21 protein-coding genes, 1 pseudogene and 1 other annotated feature are annotated in these 19,247 nt (G+C 40.4%); of the genes and pseudogenes, 18 read left to right on the top strand and 4 right to left on the bottom strand.

The window, feature by feature from the left end; genetic code table 11:
* Positions 1 to 51 precede the first annotated feature (51 nt).
* The 8 genes from ACLNCW_RS01210 to sufB all read left to right on the top strand — a co-directional run bounded on the left by ACLNCW_RS01210 (position 52) and on the right by sufB (position 7,771).
* Positions 52 to 549 (top strand): GAF domain-containing protein, encoded by a 498-nt coding sequence (locus ACLNCW_RS01210; protein WP_261082730.1) that lies wholly within the window; start codon positions 52 to 54, stop codon positions 547 to 549.
* Positions 549 to 2,204 carry a DNA polymerase III subunit gamma/tau gene (dnaX, locus tag ACLNCW_RS01205; RefSeq protein WP_023947793.1) on the top strand — a complete coding sequence of 552 codons (1,656 nt, stop codon included), beginning with the start codon at positions 549 to 551 and terminating at the stop codon, positions 2,202 to 2,204. The genes ACLNCW_RS01210 and dnaX overlap by 1 nt, the downstream gene beginning before the upstream one ends.
* 27 nt (positions 2,205 to 2,231) lie before the next feature.
* Entirely contained in the window at positions 2,232 to 2,426 is a 195-nt protein-coding gene (locus ACLNCW_RS01200) for a DUF3272 domain-containing protein (RefSeq protein WP_001081602.1), read from the top strand.
* Positions 2,427 to 2,576: 150 nt separating this feature from the next.
* On the top strand, positions 2,577 to 3,347 hold the full coding sequence (sufC, locus tag ACLNCW_RS01195; RefSeq protein ID WP_000114489.1) for a Fe-S cluster assembly ATPase SufC: 771 nt from the start codon (positions 2,577 to 2,579) through the stop codon (positions 3,345 to 3,347).
* Between the two features lie 27 nt (positions 3,348 to 3,374).
* On the top strand, positions 3,375 to 4,637 hold the full coding sequence (gene sufD, locus ACLNCW_RS01190) for a Fe-S cluster assembly protein SufD (protein ID WP_424845223.1): 1,263 nt from the start codon (positions 3,375 to 3,377) through the stop codon (positions 4,635 to 4,637).
* Between the two features lie 10 nt (positions 4,638 to 4,647).
* Positions 4,648 to 5,874, top strand: a complete 1,227-nt coding sequence (locus tag ACLNCW_RS01185) for a cysteine desulfurase (protein ID WP_033684975.1) — start codon at positions 4,648 to 4,650, stop codon at positions 5,872 to 5,874.
* Entirely contained in the window at positions 5,861 to 6,301 is a 441-nt protein-coding gene (gene sufU, locus ACLNCW_RS01180) for a Fe-S cluster assembly sulfur transfer protein SufU (RefSeq protein ID WP_033684976.1), read from the top strand. Before ACLNCW_RS01185 ends, sufU begins: the two co-directional genes overlap by 14 nt.
* Before the next feature lie 57 nt (positions 6,302 to 6,358).
* Positions 6,359 to 7,771 (top strand): Fe-S cluster assembly protein SufB, encoded by a 1,413-nt coding sequence (gene sufB / locus ACLNCW_RS01175; RefSeq protein WP_000797054.1) that lies wholly within the window; start codon positions 6,359 to 6,361, stop codon positions 7,769 to 7,771.
* Between the two features lie 82 nt (positions 7,772 to 7,853).
* Here sufB and pbp3 read toward each other — a convergent pair whose 3' ends face one another.
* Positions 7,854 to 9,095 (bottom strand): D-alanyl-D-alanine carboxypeptidase PBP3, encoded by a 1,242-nt coding sequence (gene pbp3 / locus ACLNCW_RS01170; protein WP_023947791.1) that lies wholly within the window; start codon positions 9,093 to 9,095, stop codon positions 7,854 to 7,856.
* 102 nt (positions 9,096 to 9,197) lie between these two features.
* Here pbp3 and ACLNCW_RS01165 point away from each other — a divergent pair, with 102 nt between their 5' ends.
* Positions 9,198 to 10,301, top strand: a complete 1,104-nt coding sequence (locus tag ACLNCW_RS01165) for an AI-2E family transporter (protein ID WP_424845222.1) — start codon at positions 9,198 to 9,200, stop codon at positions 10,299 to 10,301.
* A gap of 206 nt (positions 10,302 to 10,507) precedes the next feature.
* The gene (tuf, locus tag ACLNCW_RS01160) at positions 10,508 to 11,704 is read left to right on the top strand and encodes an elongation factor Tu (RefSeq protein ID WP_001040726.1); all 1,197 of its coding nucleotides are present in this window, start codon (positions 10,508 to 10,510) and stop codon (positions 11,702 to 11,704) included.
* Between the two features lie 258 nt (positions 11,705 to 11,962).
* Here tuf and ACLNCW_RS01155 read toward each other — a convergent pair whose 3' ends face one another.
* Both ACLNCW_RS01155 and ACLNCW_RS01150 read right to left on the bottom strand, forming a co-directional pair.
* The gene (locus ACLNCW_RS01155; RefSeq protein ID WP_023947787.1) at positions 11,963 to 13,045 is read right to left on the bottom strand and encodes a DEAD/DEAH box helicase; all 1,083 of its coding nucleotides are present in this window, start codon (positions 13,043 to 13,045) and stop codon (positions 11,963 to 11,965) included.
* The gene (locus tag ACLNCW_RS01150; protein ID WP_424845221.1) at positions 13,042 to 14,019 is read right to left on the bottom strand and encodes a Gfo/Idh/MocA family protein; all 978 of its coding nucleotides are present in this window, start codon (positions 14,017 to 14,019) and stop codon (positions 13,042 to 13,044) included. Before ACLNCW_RS01150 ends, ACLNCW_RS01155 begins: the two co-directional genes overlap by 4 nt.
* A gap of 141 nt (positions 14,020 to 14,160) precedes the next feature.
* Between ACLNCW_RS01150 and ACLNCW_RS01145 the strand changes: the two genes are divergently transcribed.
* The 5 genes from ACLNCW_RS01145 to ACLNCW_RS01125 all read left to right on the top strand — a co-directional run bounded on the left by ACLNCW_RS01145 (position 14,161) and on the right by ACLNCW_RS01125 (position 16,761).
* Complete coding sequence (locus ACLNCW_RS01145) at positions 14,161 to 14,865, top strand: YoaK family protein (protein ID WP_136936986.1); 705 nt, start codon at positions 14,161 to 14,163, stop codon at positions 14,863 to 14,865.
* Positions 14,866 to 14,923: 58 nt separating this feature from the next.
* Positions 14,924 to 15,011, top strand: a sequence feature (ribosomal protein L21 leader region).
* Between the two features lie 36 nt (positions 15,012 to 15,047).
* Positions 15,048 to 15,362, top strand: coding sequence for a 50S ribosomal protein L21 (gene rplU / locus ACLNCW_RS01140; RefSeq protein ID WP_000109141.1), 315 nt, complete (start codon positions 15,048 to 15,050; stop codon positions 15,360 to 15,362).
* Positions 15,363 to 15,377: 15 nt separating this feature from the next.
* A complete protein-coding gene (locus tag ACLNCW_RS01135; RefSeq protein WP_000613694.1) occupies positions 15,378 to 15,722 on the top strand; it encodes a ribosomal-processing cysteine protease Prp in 345 nt (114 codons plus the stop codon).
* 16 nt (positions 15,723 to 15,738) lie between these two features.
* Entirely contained in the window at positions 15,739 to 16,032 is a 294-nt protein-coding gene (gene rpmA / locus ACLNCW_RS01130; protein WP_000916509.1) for a 50S ribosomal protein L27, read from the top strand.
* A gap of 309 nt (positions 16,033 to 16,341) precedes the next feature.
* Entirely contained in the window at positions 16,342 to 16,761 is a 420-nt protein-coding gene (locus ACLNCW_RS01125) for a DUF5301 domain-containing protein (RefSeq protein WP_169829637.1), read from the top strand.
* 175 nt (positions 16,762 to 16,936) lie between these two features.
* Here the strand turns inward: ACLNCW_RS01125 and ACLNCW_RS01120 are convergent.
* Positions 16,937 to 17,011, bottom strand: a pseudogene (locus ACLNCW_RS01120) (AraC family transcriptional regulator); the annotation flags it as partial.
* Here ACLNCW_RS01120 and ACLNCW_RS01115 point away from each other — a divergent pair.
* The 3 genes from ACLNCW_RS01115 to ACLNCW_RS01105 are packed head-to-tail and all read left to right on the top strand — an operon-like array spanning position 17,004 to position 19,247.
* The gene (locus tag ACLNCW_RS01115; protein WP_001025697.1) at positions 17,004 to 17,912 is read left to right on the top strand and encodes a LysR family transcriptional regulator; all 909 of its coding nucleotides are present in this window, start codon (positions 17,004 to 17,006) and stop codon (positions 17,910 to 17,912) included. The pseudogene ACLNCW_RS01120 and the gene ACLNCW_RS01115 sit on opposite strands and share 8 nt — an antisense overlap.
* On the top strand, positions 17,909 to 18,370 hold the full coding sequence (gene lspA / locus ACLNCW_RS01110) for a signal peptidase II (protein ID WP_000745688.1): 462 nt from the start codon (positions 17,909 to 17,911) through the stop codon (positions 18,368 to 18,370). The genes ACLNCW_RS01115 and lspA overlap by 4 nt, the downstream gene beginning before the upstream one ends.
* On the top strand, positions 18,360 to 19,247 hold the full coding sequence (locus tag ACLNCW_RS01105) for an RluA family pseudouridine synthase (RefSeq protein WP_237446930.1): 888 nt from the start codon (positions 18,360 to 18,362) through the stop codon (positions 19,245 to 19,247). Before lspA ends, ACLNCW_RS01105 begins: the two co-directional genes overlap by 11 nt.

Genomic DNA, 19,247 nt, shown 5'->3' with positions numbered 1-19,247 from the left:
AAACAAGGGATTTTTCTTTTGTCTGTAAGCCTTTTTTGATATAATAGTCCTATGTTAGAATCAAAAAAAAAATCACGTTATCAAATGTTGAATGAGGGTCTCTCTTTTTTATTGGATGGTGAAACCAATGTTTTGGCTAATCTTTCCAACGCCAGTGCTCTTCTAAAATCACGCTTCCCTAATACCGTATTTGCAGGCTTTTATTTGTTCGATGGAAAGGAATTGGTTTTAGGTCCCTTCCAAGGTGGTGTTTCCTGCATCCGTATTGCGCTAGGCAAGGGTGTTTGTGGTGAGGCAGCTCATTTTCAGGAAACCGTTGTTGTTGGAGATGTAACGACTTATCCCAACTATATTTCTTGTGATAGTCGAGCTAAAAGTGAAATTGTTGTTCCGATGGTTAAGAATGGTCAATTACTTGGAGTTCTAGATCTTGATTCTTCAGAGATTGATGATTATGATGCTATGGATCGAGATTATTTGGAACAATTTGTCGCTATTTTGCTTGAAATGACAGAATGGGACTTTACAATGTTTGAGGAGAAAGCCTAATGTATCAAGCACTTTATCGAAAATATAGAAGTCAAAACTTCTCCCAGTTGGTTGGACAGGAAGTTGTGGCTAAGACTCTTAAACAAGCAGTGGAGCAAGAGAAAATAAGTCACGCTTATCTTTTTTCGGGTCCTCGTGGAACGGGAAAAACCAGTGTGGCTAAGATTTTTGCTAAAGCTATGAACTGTCCAAATCAAGTGGGTGGTGAACCTTGTAATAACTGCTATATTTGTCAGGCAGTGACGGATGGTAGTTTAGAAGATGTCATTGAAATGGATGCGGCTTCTAATAATGGGGTGGATGAAATTCGCGAAATTCGTGATAAATCTACCTACGCTCCTAGTCTTGCCCGTTATAAGGTTTACATCATAGATGAGGTTCACATGCTGTCTACAGGAGCTTTTAATGCCCTCCTAAAGACGTTAGAAGAGCCAACACAGAATGTGGTCTTTATTTTGGCTACTACTGAATTGCACAAGATACCTGCGACTATTCTATCCCGTGTGCAACGTTTTGAATTTAAATCGATTAAGACACAGGATATTAAGGAACATATTCACTATATCTTAGACAAAGAAAATATCAGTTCTGAACCAGAGGCTGTGGAAATCATTGCTAGACGGGCTGAAGGTGGAATGCGAGATGCCTTGTCTATTTTGGATCAAGCCTTGAGTTTGACACAGGGAAACGAGCTGACGACTGCCATCTCTGAAGAAATTACTGGCACTATTAGCCTATCAGCCTTGGATGATTATGTGGCAGCCTTGTCTCAACAGGATGTTCCAAAGGCCCTAGCATGCTTGAATCTTCTCTTTGACAATGGTAAGAGCATGACTCGTTTTGTGACCGAACTTTTACACTATTTAAGAGATTTGTTAATTGTTCAAACAGGTGGAGAAAATACTCATCATAGTCCAGTCTTTGTAGAAAATTTGGCACTTCCTCAAGAAAATCTGTTTGAAATGATTCGCTTGGCGACAGTCAGTTTAGCAGATATTAAGTCTAGTTTGCAGCCTAAGATTTATGCTGAGATGATGACTATCCGTTTGGCAGAGATTAAGCCTGAACCAGCTCTTTCTGGGGCAGTTGAAAGTGAAATTTCTGCACTGAGACAGGAAATTGCCCGTCTCAAACAAGAACTCGCAAATGTGGGAACCGTATCTAAGCCAACAAATCCAGCTCCTAGTCGCCCAGCAACGGGCAAGACAATCTATCGTGTGGATCGCAATAAAGTTCAATCGATCCTACAAGAGGCCGTTGAAAATCCTGATTTAGCACGTCAAAATCTGATTCGTTTGCAGAATGCCTGGGGAGAAGTAATTGAAAGTCTAGGGGGGCCGGACAAGGCTCTTCTAGTCGGATCTCAACCAGTTGCGGCCAATGAACACCATGCTATTCTTGCTTTTGAGTCTAACTTCAATGCTGGTCAAACCATGAAACGGGACAATCTCAACACCATGTTTGGTAACATCCTCAGTCAGGCAGCAGGTTTTTCACCTGAGATTTTAGCTATTTCCATGGAGGAATGGAAAGAAGTTCGCGCAGCCTTTTCAGCCAAAGCCAAATCTTCTCAAACTGAAAAAGAAGCAGAAGAAAGCCTGATTCCAGAAGGATTTGAATTTTTGGCTGATAAAGTGAAGGTAGAGGAAGACTAAAGAAAGATTTCATGATACAATAAGTTTATGAATAGACAACAATTTATTATCATCGCGCTGTTTACAGCTGCTGAGACCTATTTTTTCAATGAAGCCTGGATGACTGGTCGCTATATTATGGCAGCCTTTTGGGCCATTTTGCTCTTTAGAAATTTCCGAGTTAGTTACTTGATGGGCAAGATTGTAGATGTCATTGACCAGCATTTAAAAGGAAAAGACTAGTCCTCAGCTTCTAGACAAAATCAAAGCCTTTTAGGCTTTTTTTTGTTATACTATAAAAGTATATTTATTGACCTTTTACCGTATTTTCTAGGGAAATCAAGTATGTTTCTAGTGAGCACTGTAAAGGCTTTGAAAAAGAAAGGAACTATCATGTCAGTATTAGAGATCAAAGATCTTCACGTTGAGATTGAAGGAAAAGAAATTTTAAAAGGGGTTAACCTGACCCTGAAAACAGGAGAAATCGCCGCTATCATGGGACCAAATGGTACTGGTAAATCGACTCTTTCTGCCGCTATCATGGGAAATCCAAACTATGAAGTTACCAAAGGTGAAGTCTTGTTTGATGGCGTAAACATCCTTGAGTTGGAAGTGGACGAGCGTGCGCGTATGGGACTTTTCCTTGCTATGCAATATCCATCAGAAATTCCTGGTATTACTAACGCTGAGTTTCTTCGTGCAGCCATGAATGCTGGTAAAGAAGACGATGAGAAGATTTCAGTTCGCGAGTTCATCACTAAGCTAGATGAAAAGATGGAATTGCTCAACATGAAAGAAGAAATGGCTGAGCGTTACCTCAACGAAGGTTTCTCTGGTGGTGAGAAAAAACGTAATGAGATTCTTCAACTTTTGATGTTGGAACCAACTTTTGCCCTTTTGGATGAGATTGACTCTGGTCTTGATATTGATGCCCTTAAAGTTGTGTCTAAAGGTGTGAATGCCATGCGTGGTGAAGGCTTTGGTGCTATGATTATCACTCACTACCAACGTCTTTTGAACTACATCACACCTGATGTGGTACACGTGATGATGGAAGGGCGTGTTGTCCTTTCAGGTGGTCCAGAATTGGCTGCACGTTTGGAACGTGAAGGATACGCAAAACTAGCTGAAGAACTTGGCTACGACTACAAGGAAGAATTGTAATTCCCTCGTATCTTTTAGGAGAAGTAAATGACTAAAGAAAATATTAAACTTTTTTCAGAAATGCACGCTGAACCAAGCTGGTTGGCTGACCTCCGTCAAAAAGCTTTTGACAAGATTGAGACTTTGGAATTACCAGTTATTGAGCGTGTCAAATTCCACCGTTGGAATCTGGGTGATGGAACGATTACAGAAAGTAAGCCATCAGCAAATGTTCCAGATTTCACAGCTCTAGATAATCACTTGAGGTTGGTACAAGTAGGAACTCAAACTGTTTTTGAGCAAATTCCAGTTGAATTGGCTGAACAGGGTGTCGTCTTTACAGACTTCCACTCAGCTTTAGAAGAAATTCCAGAGCTGATCGAAGAATTCTTCATGTCATCTGTTAAGTATGACGATGACAAGTTGGCAGCCTACCATACAGCTTATTTCAATAGTGGTGCTGTTCTCTATATTCCTGATAACGTTGAGATTAAAGAACCAATCGAAGGAATTTTCTATCAAGACAGCGATAGTGATGTGCCGTTTAACAAGCATATTATGATTATCGCTGGTAAGAACAGTAAGATTAGTTATCTGGAGCGTTTAGAGTCACGTGGTGGAGGTAGTGCTAAGGCAACTGCAAATATCACAGTTGAAGTGATTGCACGTTCTGGTGCGCAAGTCAAGTTTGCTGCGATTGACCGTCTAGGTGAAAACGTCACTGCTTACATTAGCCGTCGTGGTAAATTAGGCAACGATGCAAGCATTGACTGGGCAATCGGTGTCATGAACGAAGGGAACGTCGTTGCGGACTTTGATAGCGACTTGATTGGTAACGGTAGCCATGCTGACCTGAAAGTTGTAGCTCTTTCAAGTGGCCGTCAGGTACAAGGGATTGATACCCGAGTAACTAACTATGGTTGCAACTCAATCGGGAATATCCTTCAACATGGGGTTATTCTTGAAAAAGCAACCTTGACCTTCAATGGTATTGGCCACATTATCAAGGGTGCCAAGGGAGCAGATGCCCAACAAGAGAGCCGTGTTCTTATGCTGTCAGACCAAGCGCGTTCAGATGCCAATCCAATTCTTTTGATTGATGAAAATGATGTTACTGCAGGACACGCGGCTTCTATCGGTCAGGTAGATCCAGAAGACATGTACTACCTCATGAGCCGTGGTTTGGATAAGGCAACTGCAGAACGCTTGGTTGTTCGTGGTTTCCTTGGATCCGTCATCGTTGAGATTCCAGTCAAGGAAGTTCGTGATGAAATGATTGCAACGATCGAAGAAAAATTGTCAAAACGCTAAGGGGTAGCCTATGTTAGATGTAGAAGCGATTCGCAAGGATTTTCCAATTTTAGACCAGATTGTTAATGATGAACCATTGGTTTATTTGGACAATGCTGCGACGACACAAAAACCACTAGCAGTTCTGGAGACGATTAACCGCTACTATGAGCAGGACAATGCCAATGTTCACCGTGGGGTTCATACCTTGGCTGAACGAGCAACAGCATCTTATGAAGCAGCTCGTGAAACCATTCGTAAGTTTATCAATGCAGGCTCAATAAAGGAAGTTCTCTTCACTAGAGGAACGACGACCAGTCTGAACTGGGTAGCGCGCTTTGCTGAGGAAGTCTTGACTGAGGGAGACCAGGTCTTGATTTCCGTCATGGAACACCATTCCAATATCATTCCATGGCAGGAAGCCTGCCGTAAGACTGGGGCAGAGCTTGTCTATGTCTATCTCAAGGACGGAGCTCTGGATATGGATGATTTGCGAGCTAAATTGACTGATAGAGTCAAGTTTGTTTCCCTAGCTCACGCCTCAAATGTTCTGGGTGTAGTCAATCCGATTAAAGAAATCACGCAAATGGCCCACCAAGTTGGAGCCATCATGGTGGTGGATGGTGCTCAATCTACGCCTCATATGAAGATCGATGTCCAGGACTTGGATGTGGACTTCTTTGCCTTTTCAGGTCACAAGATGGCTGGTCCGACTGGTATCGGTGTTCTTTATGGCAAAGAAAAGTATCTGGAGCAAATGTCACCAGTTGAATTTGGCGGTGAGATGATTGATTTCGTCTATGAGCAATCTGCTAGCTGGAAGGAGTTGCCTTGGAAATTTGAGGCTGGAACACCAAATATGGCAGGTGCTATCGGACTAGCTGCAGCAGTGGATTATCTGGAAAAGATTGGTATGGATACCATTGAAGCTCATGAGCAGGAATTAATCTCGTATGTCTATCCAAAATTGCAGGCGATAGAAGGATTGACCATTTATGGTTCGCAGGACTTGTCTCAACGTTCAGGTGTCATTGCCTTTAACCTTGGGAATCTTCATCCTCACGACCTTGCTACAGCTCTGGATTATGAAGGTGTGGCAGTTCGAGCAGGTCACCATTGTGCGCAACCTTTGCTCCAGTATTTGGATGTCCCAGCAACAGCTCGCGCAAGTTTTTATATTTACAATACCAAGGCAGATTGCGACAAGCTAGTCGATGCCTTACAAAAGACAAAGGAGTTTTTCAATGGCACTTTCTAAACTAGATAGCCTTTATATGGCAGTGGTAGCAGACCATTCGAAAAATCCACATCATCAAGGGAAGTTAGAAGACGCTGAACAAATCAGTCTCAATAATCCGACCTGTGGAGATGTCATCAATCTCTCTGTCAAGTTTGATGCAGAAGACCGCTTGGAGGATATCGCTTTTCTAAACTCAGGTTGCACCATCTCGACTGCCTCTGCAAGCATGATGACAGATGCCGTTTTAGGAAAAACCAAACAAGAAATATTAGAACTTGCGACCATTTTTTCTGAAATGGTTCAAGGGCAAAAAGATGAACGTCAAGACAAACTTGGCGATGCAGCCTTCTTGTCAGGTGTTGCCAAATTCCCTCAACGAATTAAGTGTGCAACCCTAGCTTGGAATGCCCTGAAGAAAACAATTGAAAATCAAGAAAAACAGTAAGACAAGCTTCTTATGTCTTATGAATCAGTAAAACTGAAGAATGAAAGAAAGGATATTATGGCTGAAGAAAGAGTAGAACCAAAACCAATTGATCTTGGTGAATATAAATTTGGTTTCCATGATGATGTAGAGCCTGTCCTATCGACAGGAAAAGGATTAAACGAAGATGTCATTCGCGAATTATCGGCTGCTAAGGGAGAACCTGAGTGGATGTTAGAATTCCGTTTGAAGTCTTATGAAACCTTTAAAAAAATGCCCATGCAAACATGGGGAGCAGACTTATCAGAGATTGACTTTGATGACTTGATCTACTACCAAAAACCATCTGATAAACCTGCTCGCTCTTGGGATGAAGTTCCTGAAAAAATTAAAGAAACCTTTGAGCGTATCGGGATTCCTGAAGCTGAGCGTGCTTATCTAGCTGGTGCCTCTGCTCAGTATGAGTCAGAAGTGGTTTACCACAACATGAAGGAAGAGTTCCAGAAATTGGGGATTATCTTTACAGATACAGATTCTGCCCTCAAGGAATACCCAGACTTGTTTAAACAATACTTTGCCAAGTTGGTACCGCCGACAGATAACAAGTTGGCTGCCCTCAACTCAGCAGTATGGTCAGGTGGAACATTTATCTACGTACCAAAAGGTGTTAAGGTAGATATTCCGCTTCAAACTTACTTCCGTATCAACAACGAAAATACAGGTCAGTTCGAACGTACCTTGATTATCGTTGACGAGGGAGCGAGTGTTCACTACGTAGAAGGATGTACGGCACCAACTTATTCAAGCAACAGCTTGCATGCGGCCATCGTAGAAATCTTCGCCTTGGACGGAGCTTATATGCGTTATACGACTATTCAAAACTGGTCTGATAACGTTTATAACTTGGTAACAAAACGTGCTAAGGCTCAAAAGGATGCCACTGTTGAGTGGATCGATGGAAACTTGGGTGCCAAAACAACCATGAAATATCCATCCGTTTACCTAGATGGAGAAGGGGCGCGTGGTACTATGCTCTCTATCGCCTTTGCTAATGCAGGACAACACCAAGACACTGGTGCTAAGATGATCCACAATGCTCCACATACAAGTTCGTCTATCGTGTCTAAATCCATCGCTAAAGGCGGAGGAAAGGTGGACTACCGTGGACAAGTAACCTTTAACAAAAACTCTAAGAAATCTGTTTCTCACATCGAGTGTGACACCATTATCATGGATGACTTATCAGCATCAGATACTATTCCATTTAATGAAATTCATAACTCGCAAGTTGCTTTGGAACACGAAGCTAAGGTTTCTAAGATTTCAGAAGAACAACTCTATTACCTCATGAGCCGTGGCTTGTCAGAATCTGAGGCAACAGAGATGATTGTTATGGGATTTGTAGAACCCTTCACAAAAGAACTTCCAATGGAATATGCAGTTGAGCTGAACCGCTTGATTAGCTATGAGATGGAAGGATCAGTTGGGTAAAATTTGTTTTTATATTTACCCATAATCAAGGATTTTGAAGATGAACTTGTAACAAAAAATCGCGGTTTAAAATCGCGATTTTTTATAATTTTTCGTTGATGAAGCGGATAAACTGATTCCACCAAACTTTTAAGAAGAAGGCTTTTTCAACTTTCTTTTCTGCTACCATTTCAAAACTAGGACGTTCTGTGGTGATGTAACCTTGACCAATCAAGTCCTTGTCTTCATAAGTCAAATGTCCAACCACAGTTCCGGCTTCAAGTGGTGCTGGTATTGCCTTAGAATCAGGTGTGAATTGAATAGTTTGGGACGATTGTCCCCCAACACGTTCAATAAGAGTGATATCATCTTTGGCAACGGCAGTGACCGCATCTTCTTTTCCATCTTGTACAGGAGCTTTACTATCTTGGTAGGCATCGCCTTTTTGAACGATTTTACGAAGCGTGAATGTAGAAGAGATATAATCCATTAGTGACGATGTAGCTGTGAAGCGAGCGTAAGGATTATTGTCTTGATGGTCTGCGTTCAAAACAACTGTGATAACCCTCATCCCTTTTTCGACTGTAGTACCAACAAAAGACTCTCCAGCCTTATCTGTTGTTCCTGTCTTAAGGCCATCAAAACCACCGCGATAAGCAGGCATACCTTCTAACATGTAGTTGGTAGAAGTGATTGTCATTCCAGCAAAAGTAGAAGAAGGTTTTTTCGTGATTTCCAAGACTTGTGGGTATTTTTTGATGAGATTGCGAGCAACGATAGCGACATCATAAGCACTGAGCTTGTTTTCATCATCTTTTTTAGATCCTGGGTAAATGTTATCCCCTAAAGTCTCATTGTTAAGACCCGTCGTATTGACAACAGTGGCATCCTGAATGCCCCATTCCAAGAGCTTTGCCCTCATCATATCGACGAAATCTTTTTCTGAGCCAGCAATTTTTTCAGCTAACGCAATAGCTGCACTGTTAGCACTGGATACTAGGGTTGCTTCCAGTAGTTGTTCGACGGTATAATTACGAGCCTCCATAGGAACGTTACTCGCTTCAGAATTTGTCGTTAATTTGTATGGATAATCAGAGATATCTACCGGAGTTGATAGTGTAATACTACCGTTTTCCAAGGCTTCATAGACAAGATAAACAGTAATCAATTTTGTGATCGAAGCAATTTCAACTGGCTGGGTTGCATCTTTCTCATAGAGAATTTTACCGGTATTTGCCTCAACAGCAATTGCATGTTTAGCAGCAATATTAAAATCTTGAGCATCAACAGTAGATGCTGCCCCAATAACGGAAAGGCTTAGGAGAGTTAAAATTATTTTTTTCATAGTAAGTTTATTCTATCATAAAGAAAAAAATATTCCCAGTTTCATGATATAAGAAAGAAGCTTTTTTGAAAGTGTGGTAAAATAGATGAATGGAGGTACTTCATGTTTCGTAAGAATAAATTATTTTTTTGGACCAGTGAGATTTTACTATTAACCATCATCTTTTATTTATGGAGACAGATGGGTGGGATTATAACGCCTTTTGTAAGTGTCGCAAACACTATAATGATTCCCTTTCTTTTAGGTGGTTTTTTATATTATTTGACCAATCCTATTGTAAATTTTTTACAAAAGTATTTCAAAATTAACCGTATCATTGGTATTCTACTAACCTTGTGTGCCTTGGTCTGGGGCCTTGTTATTGGGGTAGTCTATCTTTTACCGATTTTGATTAATCAGTTGACCAGTTTGATAGCAACAAGTCAGACAATCTACAGTCGTTTGCAAGATTTGATTGTGGATACCTATCCAGCCTTTCAAAATTTAGATATTCAAGCGACTATTCAACAGTTAAATCTCTCCTATGTAGATATTCTACAGAATATCCTAAATAGTGTAACAAATAGTGTTGGAAGTGTCTTATCTGCGCTCTTTAGTACAGTTTTGATTATTATCATGACACCTGTGTTTTTAATTTATTTTTTGTTAGATGGTCACAAATTCTTGCCGATGCTTGAGCGTACTGTTTTAAAGCGAGATAAGTTGCATATTACAGGTCTTTTAAAAAATTTGAATACTACAATCGCTCGCTATATTAGTGGAGTCGCCATTGATGCGATTATTATTGGCTGTTTGGCCTTTATCGGATATAGCGTAATCGGTTTGAAATATGCTTTGGTCTTCGCTATCTTTTCAGGATTAGCCAATCTCATTCCTTATGTAGGCCCAAGTATTGGGCTGATTCCGATGATTATCGCCAATGTCTTTACTGATCCCCATAGAATGTTGATTGCAGTTGTTTATATGCTGATTATTCAACAAGTGGATGGAAACATCCTTTACCCTCGAATCGTTGGTGGAGTGATGAAGGTTCATCCAATTACGATTTTAGTATTACTTTTGTTATCAAGTAATATCTATGGTGTCATTGGTATGATTGTCGCAGTACCAACCTATTCTATCTTGAAAGAAATTTCTAAATTCTTGTCACGTTTGTATGAAAATCATAAAATAATGAAAGAACGAGAAAGAGAATTAGCTAAGTAAAAGTCAGGCAATTCCTGATTTTTCTTTTTCATCAAAGAAGCGATAAGAGTAGAAGTAGCATTTGGAGTAGCATATTAAGAATAATTCACAAAAACTTTGTAAAACACTTGCAATTTAGCTGAAATTTGATAAAATAGTAAGGAAAGTTAGACTGTATTGCCTACTGTCTATCTATAAAATATATTTTATTGGAGGCTTTTACTCAAATGGCAAAAGAAAAATACGATCGTAGTAAACCACACGTTAACATTGGTACTATCGGACACGTTGACCACGGTAAAACTACCCTAACTGCAGCTATCACAACTGTTTTGGCACGTCGCTTGCCTTCATCAGTTAACCAACCTAAAGACTATGCGTCTATCGATGCTGCTCCAGAAGAACGCGAACGCGGTATCACAATCAACACTGCGCACGTTGAGTACGAAACTGAAAAACGTCACTACGCTCACATCGACGCTCCAGGACACGCGGACTACGTTAAAAACATGATCACTGGTGCCGCTCAAATGGACGGAGCTATCCTTGTAGTAGCTTCAACTGACGGACCAATGCCACAAACTCGTGAGCACATCCTTCTTTCACGTCAGGTTGGTGTTAAACACCTTATCGTCTTCATGAACAAAGTTGACTTGGTTGACGACGAAGAATTGCTTGAATTGGTTGAAATGGAAATCCGTGACCTATTGTCAGAATACGACTTCCCAGGTGACGATCTTCCAGTTATCCAAGGTTCAGCTCTTAAAGCCCTTGAAGGTGACACTAAATACGAAGACATCGTTATGGAATTGATGAACACAGTTGATGAGTACATCCCAGAACCAGAACGTGACACTGACAAACCATTGCTTCTTCCAGTCGAAGACGTATTCTCAATCACTGGACGTGGTACAGTTGCTTCAGGACGTATCGACCGTGGTATCGTTAAAGTCAACGACGAAATCGAAATCGTTGGTATCAAAGAAGAAACTCAAAAAGCAGTCGTTACTGGTGTTGAAATGTTCCGTAAACAACTTGATGAAGGTCTTGCCGGAGATAACGTAGGTGTCCTTCTTCGTGGTGTTCAACGTGATGAAATCGAACGTGGACAAGTTATCGCTAAACCAGGTTCAATCAACCCACACACTAAATTCAAAGGTGAAGTCTACATCCTTACTAAAGAAGAAGGTGGACGTCACACTCCATTCTTCAACAACTACCGTCCACAATTCTACTTCCGTACTACTGACGTTACAGGTTCAATCGAACTTCCAGCAGGTACTGAAATGGTAATGCCTGGTGATAACGTGACAATCGACGTTGAGTTGATCCACCCAATCGCCGTAGAACAAGGTACTACATTCTCTATCCGTGAGGGTGGACGTACTGTTGGTTCAGGTATGGTTACAGAAATCGAAGCTTAATTCGATTTAGTTCCCAGAAGAACAATTATTTAAGTCAGACACTAAAAGAATCTTGCTTTGCAAGGTTCTTTTTTTCGAATATTGAACTAATACTCAATGAAAATCAAATTCAACCCACGTCGGCGTCACCTTGCCGTACTCAAGTACAGTCTGGGCTAGCTTCCTAGTTTGCTCTTTGATTTTCATTGAGTATAAAATTGAAGAATTGTTTACATAAAAAAGCTCTATACACTTGATGGGCATAGAGCAAAGGGGGGGTTATTTGATGTAGAGTTCTTGATTTTTTAGGACAATTTCACGGACACCTGCAAACTTCTTAAGTTTTTTGAGTTCTTCAGGATGGGTGACGAGAGTGATAACATAACCTTCCTTGCCCATACGGCCAGTACGGCCAGCACGGTGAGTGTAAATTTCGATATCTCTAGGGACATCAAAGTTTACAACACATTCGAGGCTATCGATATCAATCCCACGAGCCAAAAGGTCTGTTGCAAGAAGAAGGGTCAGTTGGTTATCTTTAAACTTTTCTAAGATAACTTTTCTAAATTTAACATTGACATCACTAGCTAGAGATACAGCTAAGATATCACGATACTGTAATTTTTCTTCTGCACTTCCAAGATCTGACAAGCTGTTAAAGAAGACCAGACCACGGAAATCTTCTACATGAGCTAGTTTTCGTAGCATATCCACTCGGTGACGTTGGTCTACCTGCATATAGAAATGTTGGATGTTATCCAATTTTTGGTCAGAGAGATCAATGGTGCGCGTGTTAGGCGCAATCTTTTCTTGGTCAAACTTGGTCGTCGCACTCATGTAGACCAGGTGGTGGTCACGCGGTGCGTAGTGGGTAATTTTCTCGACAAAGTGAATCTGAGAATCATCGAGCAATTGGTCGAATTCATCCAGGATGATAGTTTCCACATTCATCATCTTGATTTTTTTCAGTTTAATGAGTTCAAAAATACGGCCAGGAGTTCCAATCAGAATTTCTGGTCCTTTTTTTAGGCGTTCAATCTGGCGTTTCTGACTCGAACCTGATAAGAAGAGCTGAGCAGTCAAGCCGATAGCTTCAGTCCACGTTTTACATACATCAAAAATCTGTCCAGCAAGCTCAGTATTTGGTGCTAGAATCAAGAGTTGTTGGGCTTTTTTCTTTTGTAGTCTGAGAAGACTTGGTAGGAGGTAAGCTAGGGTCTTACCAGTTCCTGTTGGGCTCACTCCTAGAAGATTTTCTCCCGCAAGAAGGGGTTCAAATAGTTGAGTTTGAATGGGGGTAAATTCTTGGAAACCGAGTTGGTCACTCAGTTCTTGCCATTCAGTCGGTAGTTTGGTTTTCATTTTTCTGCCTCAAATCTAATGCCAGCAGTCTGGCGCATGGTATAAAGTAGCTCATGAACTGAACTTGCATCTTCCAGCCAAGTTTGGTAGAGATTCAGATCTGGTTGATGAATCATGTGTGCAAATGCAGCGACTTCCTCAGTCATCGTATGAGGAGCCTGTTGGATAGGGAGTTGGACTTGATTGCCTTGATGGTCGGTAAAAATAGCTGAGCTGACATGTTCGATGGTGTTGAGGGTCAAGGTACCATCTGTCGTATAAATCTCGCAAGGAAGATTGGAAGTGATGTTTTTCCCTGCCTTGATATGAACTTGATAGTCTGGGTAGAAGAGGATTCCATCTCCATTCAGGTCCATGCTATTGTCAAGCTGTTGAGCCATGTAGGTCGCGTCCTGAGCCTTTCCAAAGAGGCGAACGGCAGCGTAGAGAGGATAAATCCCCAAATCCATAAGGGCTCCGCCAGCAAAACGATTTGAGAAGACATTAGGTGTCTCCCCAGTCAACAAGTTAGGCATTTTGGAAGAATACTTGGCATAGTTGAAATCTGCTCCCAAAATTTGCTTGTCTGCTAAAAAGTTTTTGATAGTAGTAAAAGCTTCTTCGTGGTAATTACGAGCTGCTTCGAAGATAAAACAGTGATTTTTATTAGCTGTTTGAACCAAATCCAGCCATTCTTGTGGCTGAGTGACAGCTGGCTTTTCAAGAATGACGTGTTTACTTGAAGACAATGCAATTTTTGCCTGAGCAAAATGCAAGGAGTTTGGACTAGCAATATAGACCACATCAAAGGAGCTCTTGAAGAAGTCCTCTAATTGATCAAAGAGTTGGATATCCTGATAGCGAGAAGCAAAGGTTGCTGCAGTTTCTATCTTTCTAGAATAAACTGCGACCATCTTGTATTCTCCACTGGTATGGGCTGCTTCTATGAAGTGGTGGCTGATAGCCCCTGTTCCGATGACACCTAATTTAAGCATAGTTACTCCTTTTCCAATTTCAAATCCTTCTTTCATTATAACATAGATAGACGGGACTATCCAACAGAGGGGAAAAAATTTCAAATAAGCTACTAGGTCTTTTCCAAAGAAAGTGGTACAATAATGAGATGAGTAAATGAAATGGGAGGGAAAATGAGGTTATTACCTATAAGAAAAATATCACGTCAGTCTAAGAGGCTAGCGCTTTTTTTGACTTTTTGTGCAGGATATGTAGATGCCTATACTTTTATTGTGCGAGGGAATACTCTTGTAGCTGGACAAACTGGGAATGTCGTCTTTCTTTCAGTAGAATTAATTCAAAATAATGTTTCAGATGTTAGGGACAAGGTTCTCACATTGCTAGCTTTTATGATGGGGGTCTTTTTACTAACGATTTATAAGGAAAAATTGAGAATTGTGAAAAAGCCCATTCTGTCATTGATTCCTTTGGCAATCTTATCAATCATTATTGGTTTTGTGCCGCAAACTGTAGATAATATCTATCTAGTGCCGCCCTTGGCTTTCTGTATGGGACTGGTGACAACTGCTTTTGGAGAAGTATCGGGTATTGCCTATAATAACGCTTTTATGACAGGAAATATCAAACGGACCATGCTGGCTTTTGGAGATTATTTCCGAACCAAGCACACTCCTTTTTTGCGTGAAGGGTTCATATTTGTTAGCCTGCTTAGTAGTTTTGTCCTTGGCGTTGTCTTTTCGGCTTATTTGACGATTTTCTATCATGAAAAGACCATTCTTGGTGTTCCTATTATGATGAGCATTTTTTACCTCAGCATGCTTTTTGCCTCTTGGCAGAAAAAAGTAAAAGAAAAAGCTTCATTTTAGGTGTTATTACTTGTAAGAAAATAGGAGATATGCTATACTTGAAGAGTTGACTATGCACGTTCCTGTGCAACCGCACGAACATCGTTGCTTGATTATTCAAGTTTAAGTGGTTTGTCCCACGATGCTAGGCGAGTCTTCACAAAAAAATCGGGGAAACCCATAAAAATCATAGGAGGTGCATAATGAGCACATACGCAATTATCAAAACTGGCGGAAAACAAGTTAAAGTTGAAGTTGGTCAAGCAGTTTACGTTGAAAAATTGAACGTTGAAGCTGGTCAAGAAGTTACTTTTAACGAAGTTGTTCTTGTTGGTGGTGAAAACACTGTTGTCGGAACTCCACTTGTTGCTGGAGCTACTGTAGTTGGAACTGTTGAAAAACAAGGAAAACAAAAGAAAGTTGTTACTTACAAGTACAAACCTAAAAAAGGTAGCCACCGAAAACAAGGTCACCGTCAACCATATACAAAAGTTGTCATCAACGCAATCAACGCTTAATTTTAAGGAGAACACATGATACAGGCAGTCTTTGAGAGAGCCGAAGATGGCGAGCTGAGGAGTGCGGAAATTACTGGACACGCCGAGAGTGGCGAATACGGCTTTGATGTCGTGTGTGCATCGGTTTCTACGCTTGCCATTAACTTTATCAATTCTATTGAGAAATTTGCAGGCTATGAACCAATCCTAGAATTAAACGAAGATGAAGGTGGCTATCTGATGGTTGAAATACCAAAAGATCTTCCTTCACACCAGAGAGAAATGACCCAGTTATTCTTTGAATCATTTTTCTTAGGTATGGCAAACTTATCGGAGAACTCTTCAGAGTTCGTCCAAACCAGAGTTATCACAGAAAACTAACACGGAGGAAAACATTATGTTAAAAATGACTCTTAACAACTTGCAACTTTTCGCCCACAAAAAAGGTGGAGGTTCTACATCAAACGGACGTGATTCACAAGCGAAACGTCTTGGAGCTAAAGCAGCTGACGGACAAACTGTAACAGGTGGATCAATCCTTTACCGTCAACGTGGTACACACATCTACCCAGGTGTAAACGTTGGACGTGGTGGAGACGATACTTTGTTCGCTAAAGTTGAGGGCGTAGTACGCTTTGAACGTAAAGGACGCGATAAAAAGCAGGTTTCTGTTTACCCAATCGCTAAATAAAAAGGTCCAGTGAACCTTTTTATCCCGAGCCTTAAAATATAAAGGCGAGGAAGCTAGAAGTAGCATTAAATAAGGCTTTCCGAGTTTTCGGAGAGCCTATTTTTTTATTTTGATACCCATTTTGGTACCCATATTTTAAAACCATATGTAAGAAGAGAATTTATCGGCTACTTTATTTTACAATGAAAAAATAGTTGAATGTAAAACTTTTACAATAATGAATTTTATAAGGGAATAAGATATTGTAAAAATTGCTAAGATTTGATATTATAATTGTATCTGAGTAAGGAAGCAGGAATATGGAAAGGAGTGAGCCTATATGAAAAAATTATCATAATGATAGTCTGTTCAATCTCTTTTCTTGTTTTATCTGCTTGCGTTAGTAACAAAAAACTTATTCTTCCTGAACCTGAAACGATCTCTGTAATTTCCCTGCAGAAAACAATCTCTGAAGATATTAAAACTATAACCAAGAGAGAAGAAATCTCAAAATTGATTGAGGAGATACAGAAACAGTCCAAATCTACAACTTTGGAGAGTTTCAATGATCAACCGACAAATGTTAAAGATTACATCATTATCAAATTTACTCATCAGAATGAAGAAAATGATAGTGTAGCCTATCTATATACTATGAAAGAAAAACAGTATATTGAGCAACCCTATGTTGGGATTTGGGAGGTAAGTCCAGATATAGCGAATAGGGTTGAAGAAGCTTATTCTAGTTGATTTATAGAATAAAAGAAATTTTTAGAGAGTTTTCTTGTATCATGTTTTAAACGGTAAATCAACAAGATTTGCTGTTTTTATTTGTTTGAAATAAAATGAGGACTGAAAAAAGATATCATTCTAATTCTTGTATTGGGGTATTAGAGTATTCGCTTAGACTTGAAAATTTCCAGACTTTTTTCCTTTTTGGAAAACTTCTAAAATATGGTATAATGAAAAGATAAAGAAGTTGGGGGTAGAAGATGAACATTCAACAATTACGCTATGTTGTGGCTATTGCGAATAGCGGTACTTTTCGTGAAGCTGCTGAAAAGATGTATGTTAGTCAGCCGAGTCTGTCTATTTCTGTTCGTGATTTGGAAAAAGAGTTGGGCTTTAAGATTTTCCGTCGGACCAGCTCAGGGACTTTCTTGACTCGTCGTGGTATGGAATTTTATGAAAAAGCGCAAGAATTGGTTAAAGGATTTGATATTTTTCAAAATCAGTATGCCAATCCTGAGGAAGAAAAGGATGAATTTTCCATTGCTAGTCAGCACTATGACTTCTTGCCACCAACCATTACGGCCTTTTCAGAGCGCTATCCTGATTATAAGAACTTTCGTATTTTTGAATCAACTACTGTTCAAATTTTAGATGAAGTAGCGCAAGGGCATAGTGAGATCGGGATTATCTACCTCAACAATCAAAATAAAAAAGGTATTATGCAACGGGTTGAAAAGCTAGGTCTGGAGGTCATTGAATTGATTTCCTTCCATACCCACATTTATCTCCGCGAGGGGCATCCTTTGGCTCAGAAAGAGGAATTGGTTATGGAGGATTTAGCTGATCTACCAACGGTTCGTTTCACTCAAGAAAAAGACGAGTACCTTTATTATTCAGAGAACTTTGTTGATACCAGTGCGAGCTCGCAGATGTTCAATGTGACAGACCGTGCTACTTTGAATGGTATTTTGGAGCGGACGGACGCTTATGCAACAGGTTCCGGATTTTTAGATAGTGACAGTGTCAATGGGATTACAGTCATTCGTCTCAAGGATAACCTAGATAATCGCATGGTCTATGTTAAACGTGAAGAAGTGGAGCTGAGTCAAGCTGGGACTCTCTTTGTAGAAGTCATGCAAGAATATTTTAATCAGAAGAGGAAATCATGAAAAAAAGAGGAATAGTGGCAGTCATTGTACTACTTTTGATTGGGCTTGATCAGTTGGTAAAATCCTATATCGTCCAGCAGATTCCACTGGGTGAAGTACGCTCTTGGATTCCCAATTTCGTTAGTTTGACCTACCTGCAAAATCGAGGTGCAGCCTTTTCCATGCTACAAGACCAGCAGTGGTTATTTGCTATCATTACACTGGTCGTTATGGTAGGTGCCATTTGGTATCTACATAAACACATGGAGGACTCACTTTGGATGGTCTTGGGTTTGACCTTGATTATTGCAGGTGGTCTTGGAAACTTTATTGACAGAATCAGTCAGGGCTTTGTTGTGGATATGTTCCACCTTGACTTTATCAATTTTGCAATTTTCAATGTGGCAGATAGCTATCTGACGGTTGGAGTGATTATTTTATTGATTGCAATGCTAAAAGAGGAAATAAATGGAAATTAAAATTGAAACTGGTGGCCTGCGTTTAGATAAGGCTTTGTCAGATTTGACAGAATTATCACGCAGTCTCGCGAATGAACAAATCAAATCAGGGCAGGTCTTGGTCAATGGTCAAGTCAAGAAAGCTAAATACACTGTCCAAGAAGGTGATATCGTCACTTACCATGTACCAGAGCCAGAGGTCTTAGAGTATGTAGCAGAGGAAATTCCTCTTGAAATTATCTATCAAGATGAGGATGTGGCTGTCGTTAACAAGCCTCAGGGAATGGTTGTCCACCCAAGTACTGGTCATACCAGTGGAACCCTAGTCAATGCCCTTATGTACCATATTAAGGATTTGTCGGGTATCAATGGGGTTCTACGTCCAGGAATTGTTCACCGTATTGATAAGGATACGTCAGGTCTTCTCATGATTGCTAAAAATGATGAGGCGCATCTAGCACTTGCCCAAGAACTCAAGGATAAAAAGTCTCTCCGCAAATATTGGGCCATTGTTCATGGAAATCTGCCTAATGATCGTGGTGTGATTGAAGCTCCGATTGGCCGTAGTGAAAAAGACCGTAAGAAACAGGCTGTGACTGCTAAAGGGAAGCCTGCAGTGACCCGTTTCCACGTCTTGGAACGTTTTGGTGATTACAGCTTGGTAGAGTTGCAGCTAGAGACAGGACGCACTCATCAAATCCGTGTTCACATGGCTTATATTGGCCATCCAGTCGCTGGTGATGAGGTCTATGGTCCTCGCAAGACTTTGAAAGGACATGGACAATTTCTCCATGCCAAGACTCTAGGCTTTACCCATCCGAGAACAGGTGAGACCATGGAATTTACAGCAGATATCCCAGAGATTTTTAAGGAAACATTGGAGAGATTGAGAAAGTAA

It is taken from the genome of Streptococcus sp. CL6.22 (genome assembly GCF_049738055.1).
Lineage (GTDB): Bacteria > Bacillota > Bacilli > Lactobacillales > Streptococcaceae > Streptococcus > Streptococcus mitis_DJ.
This window is presented reverse-complemented; position numbering and strand designations above follow the sequence as displayed.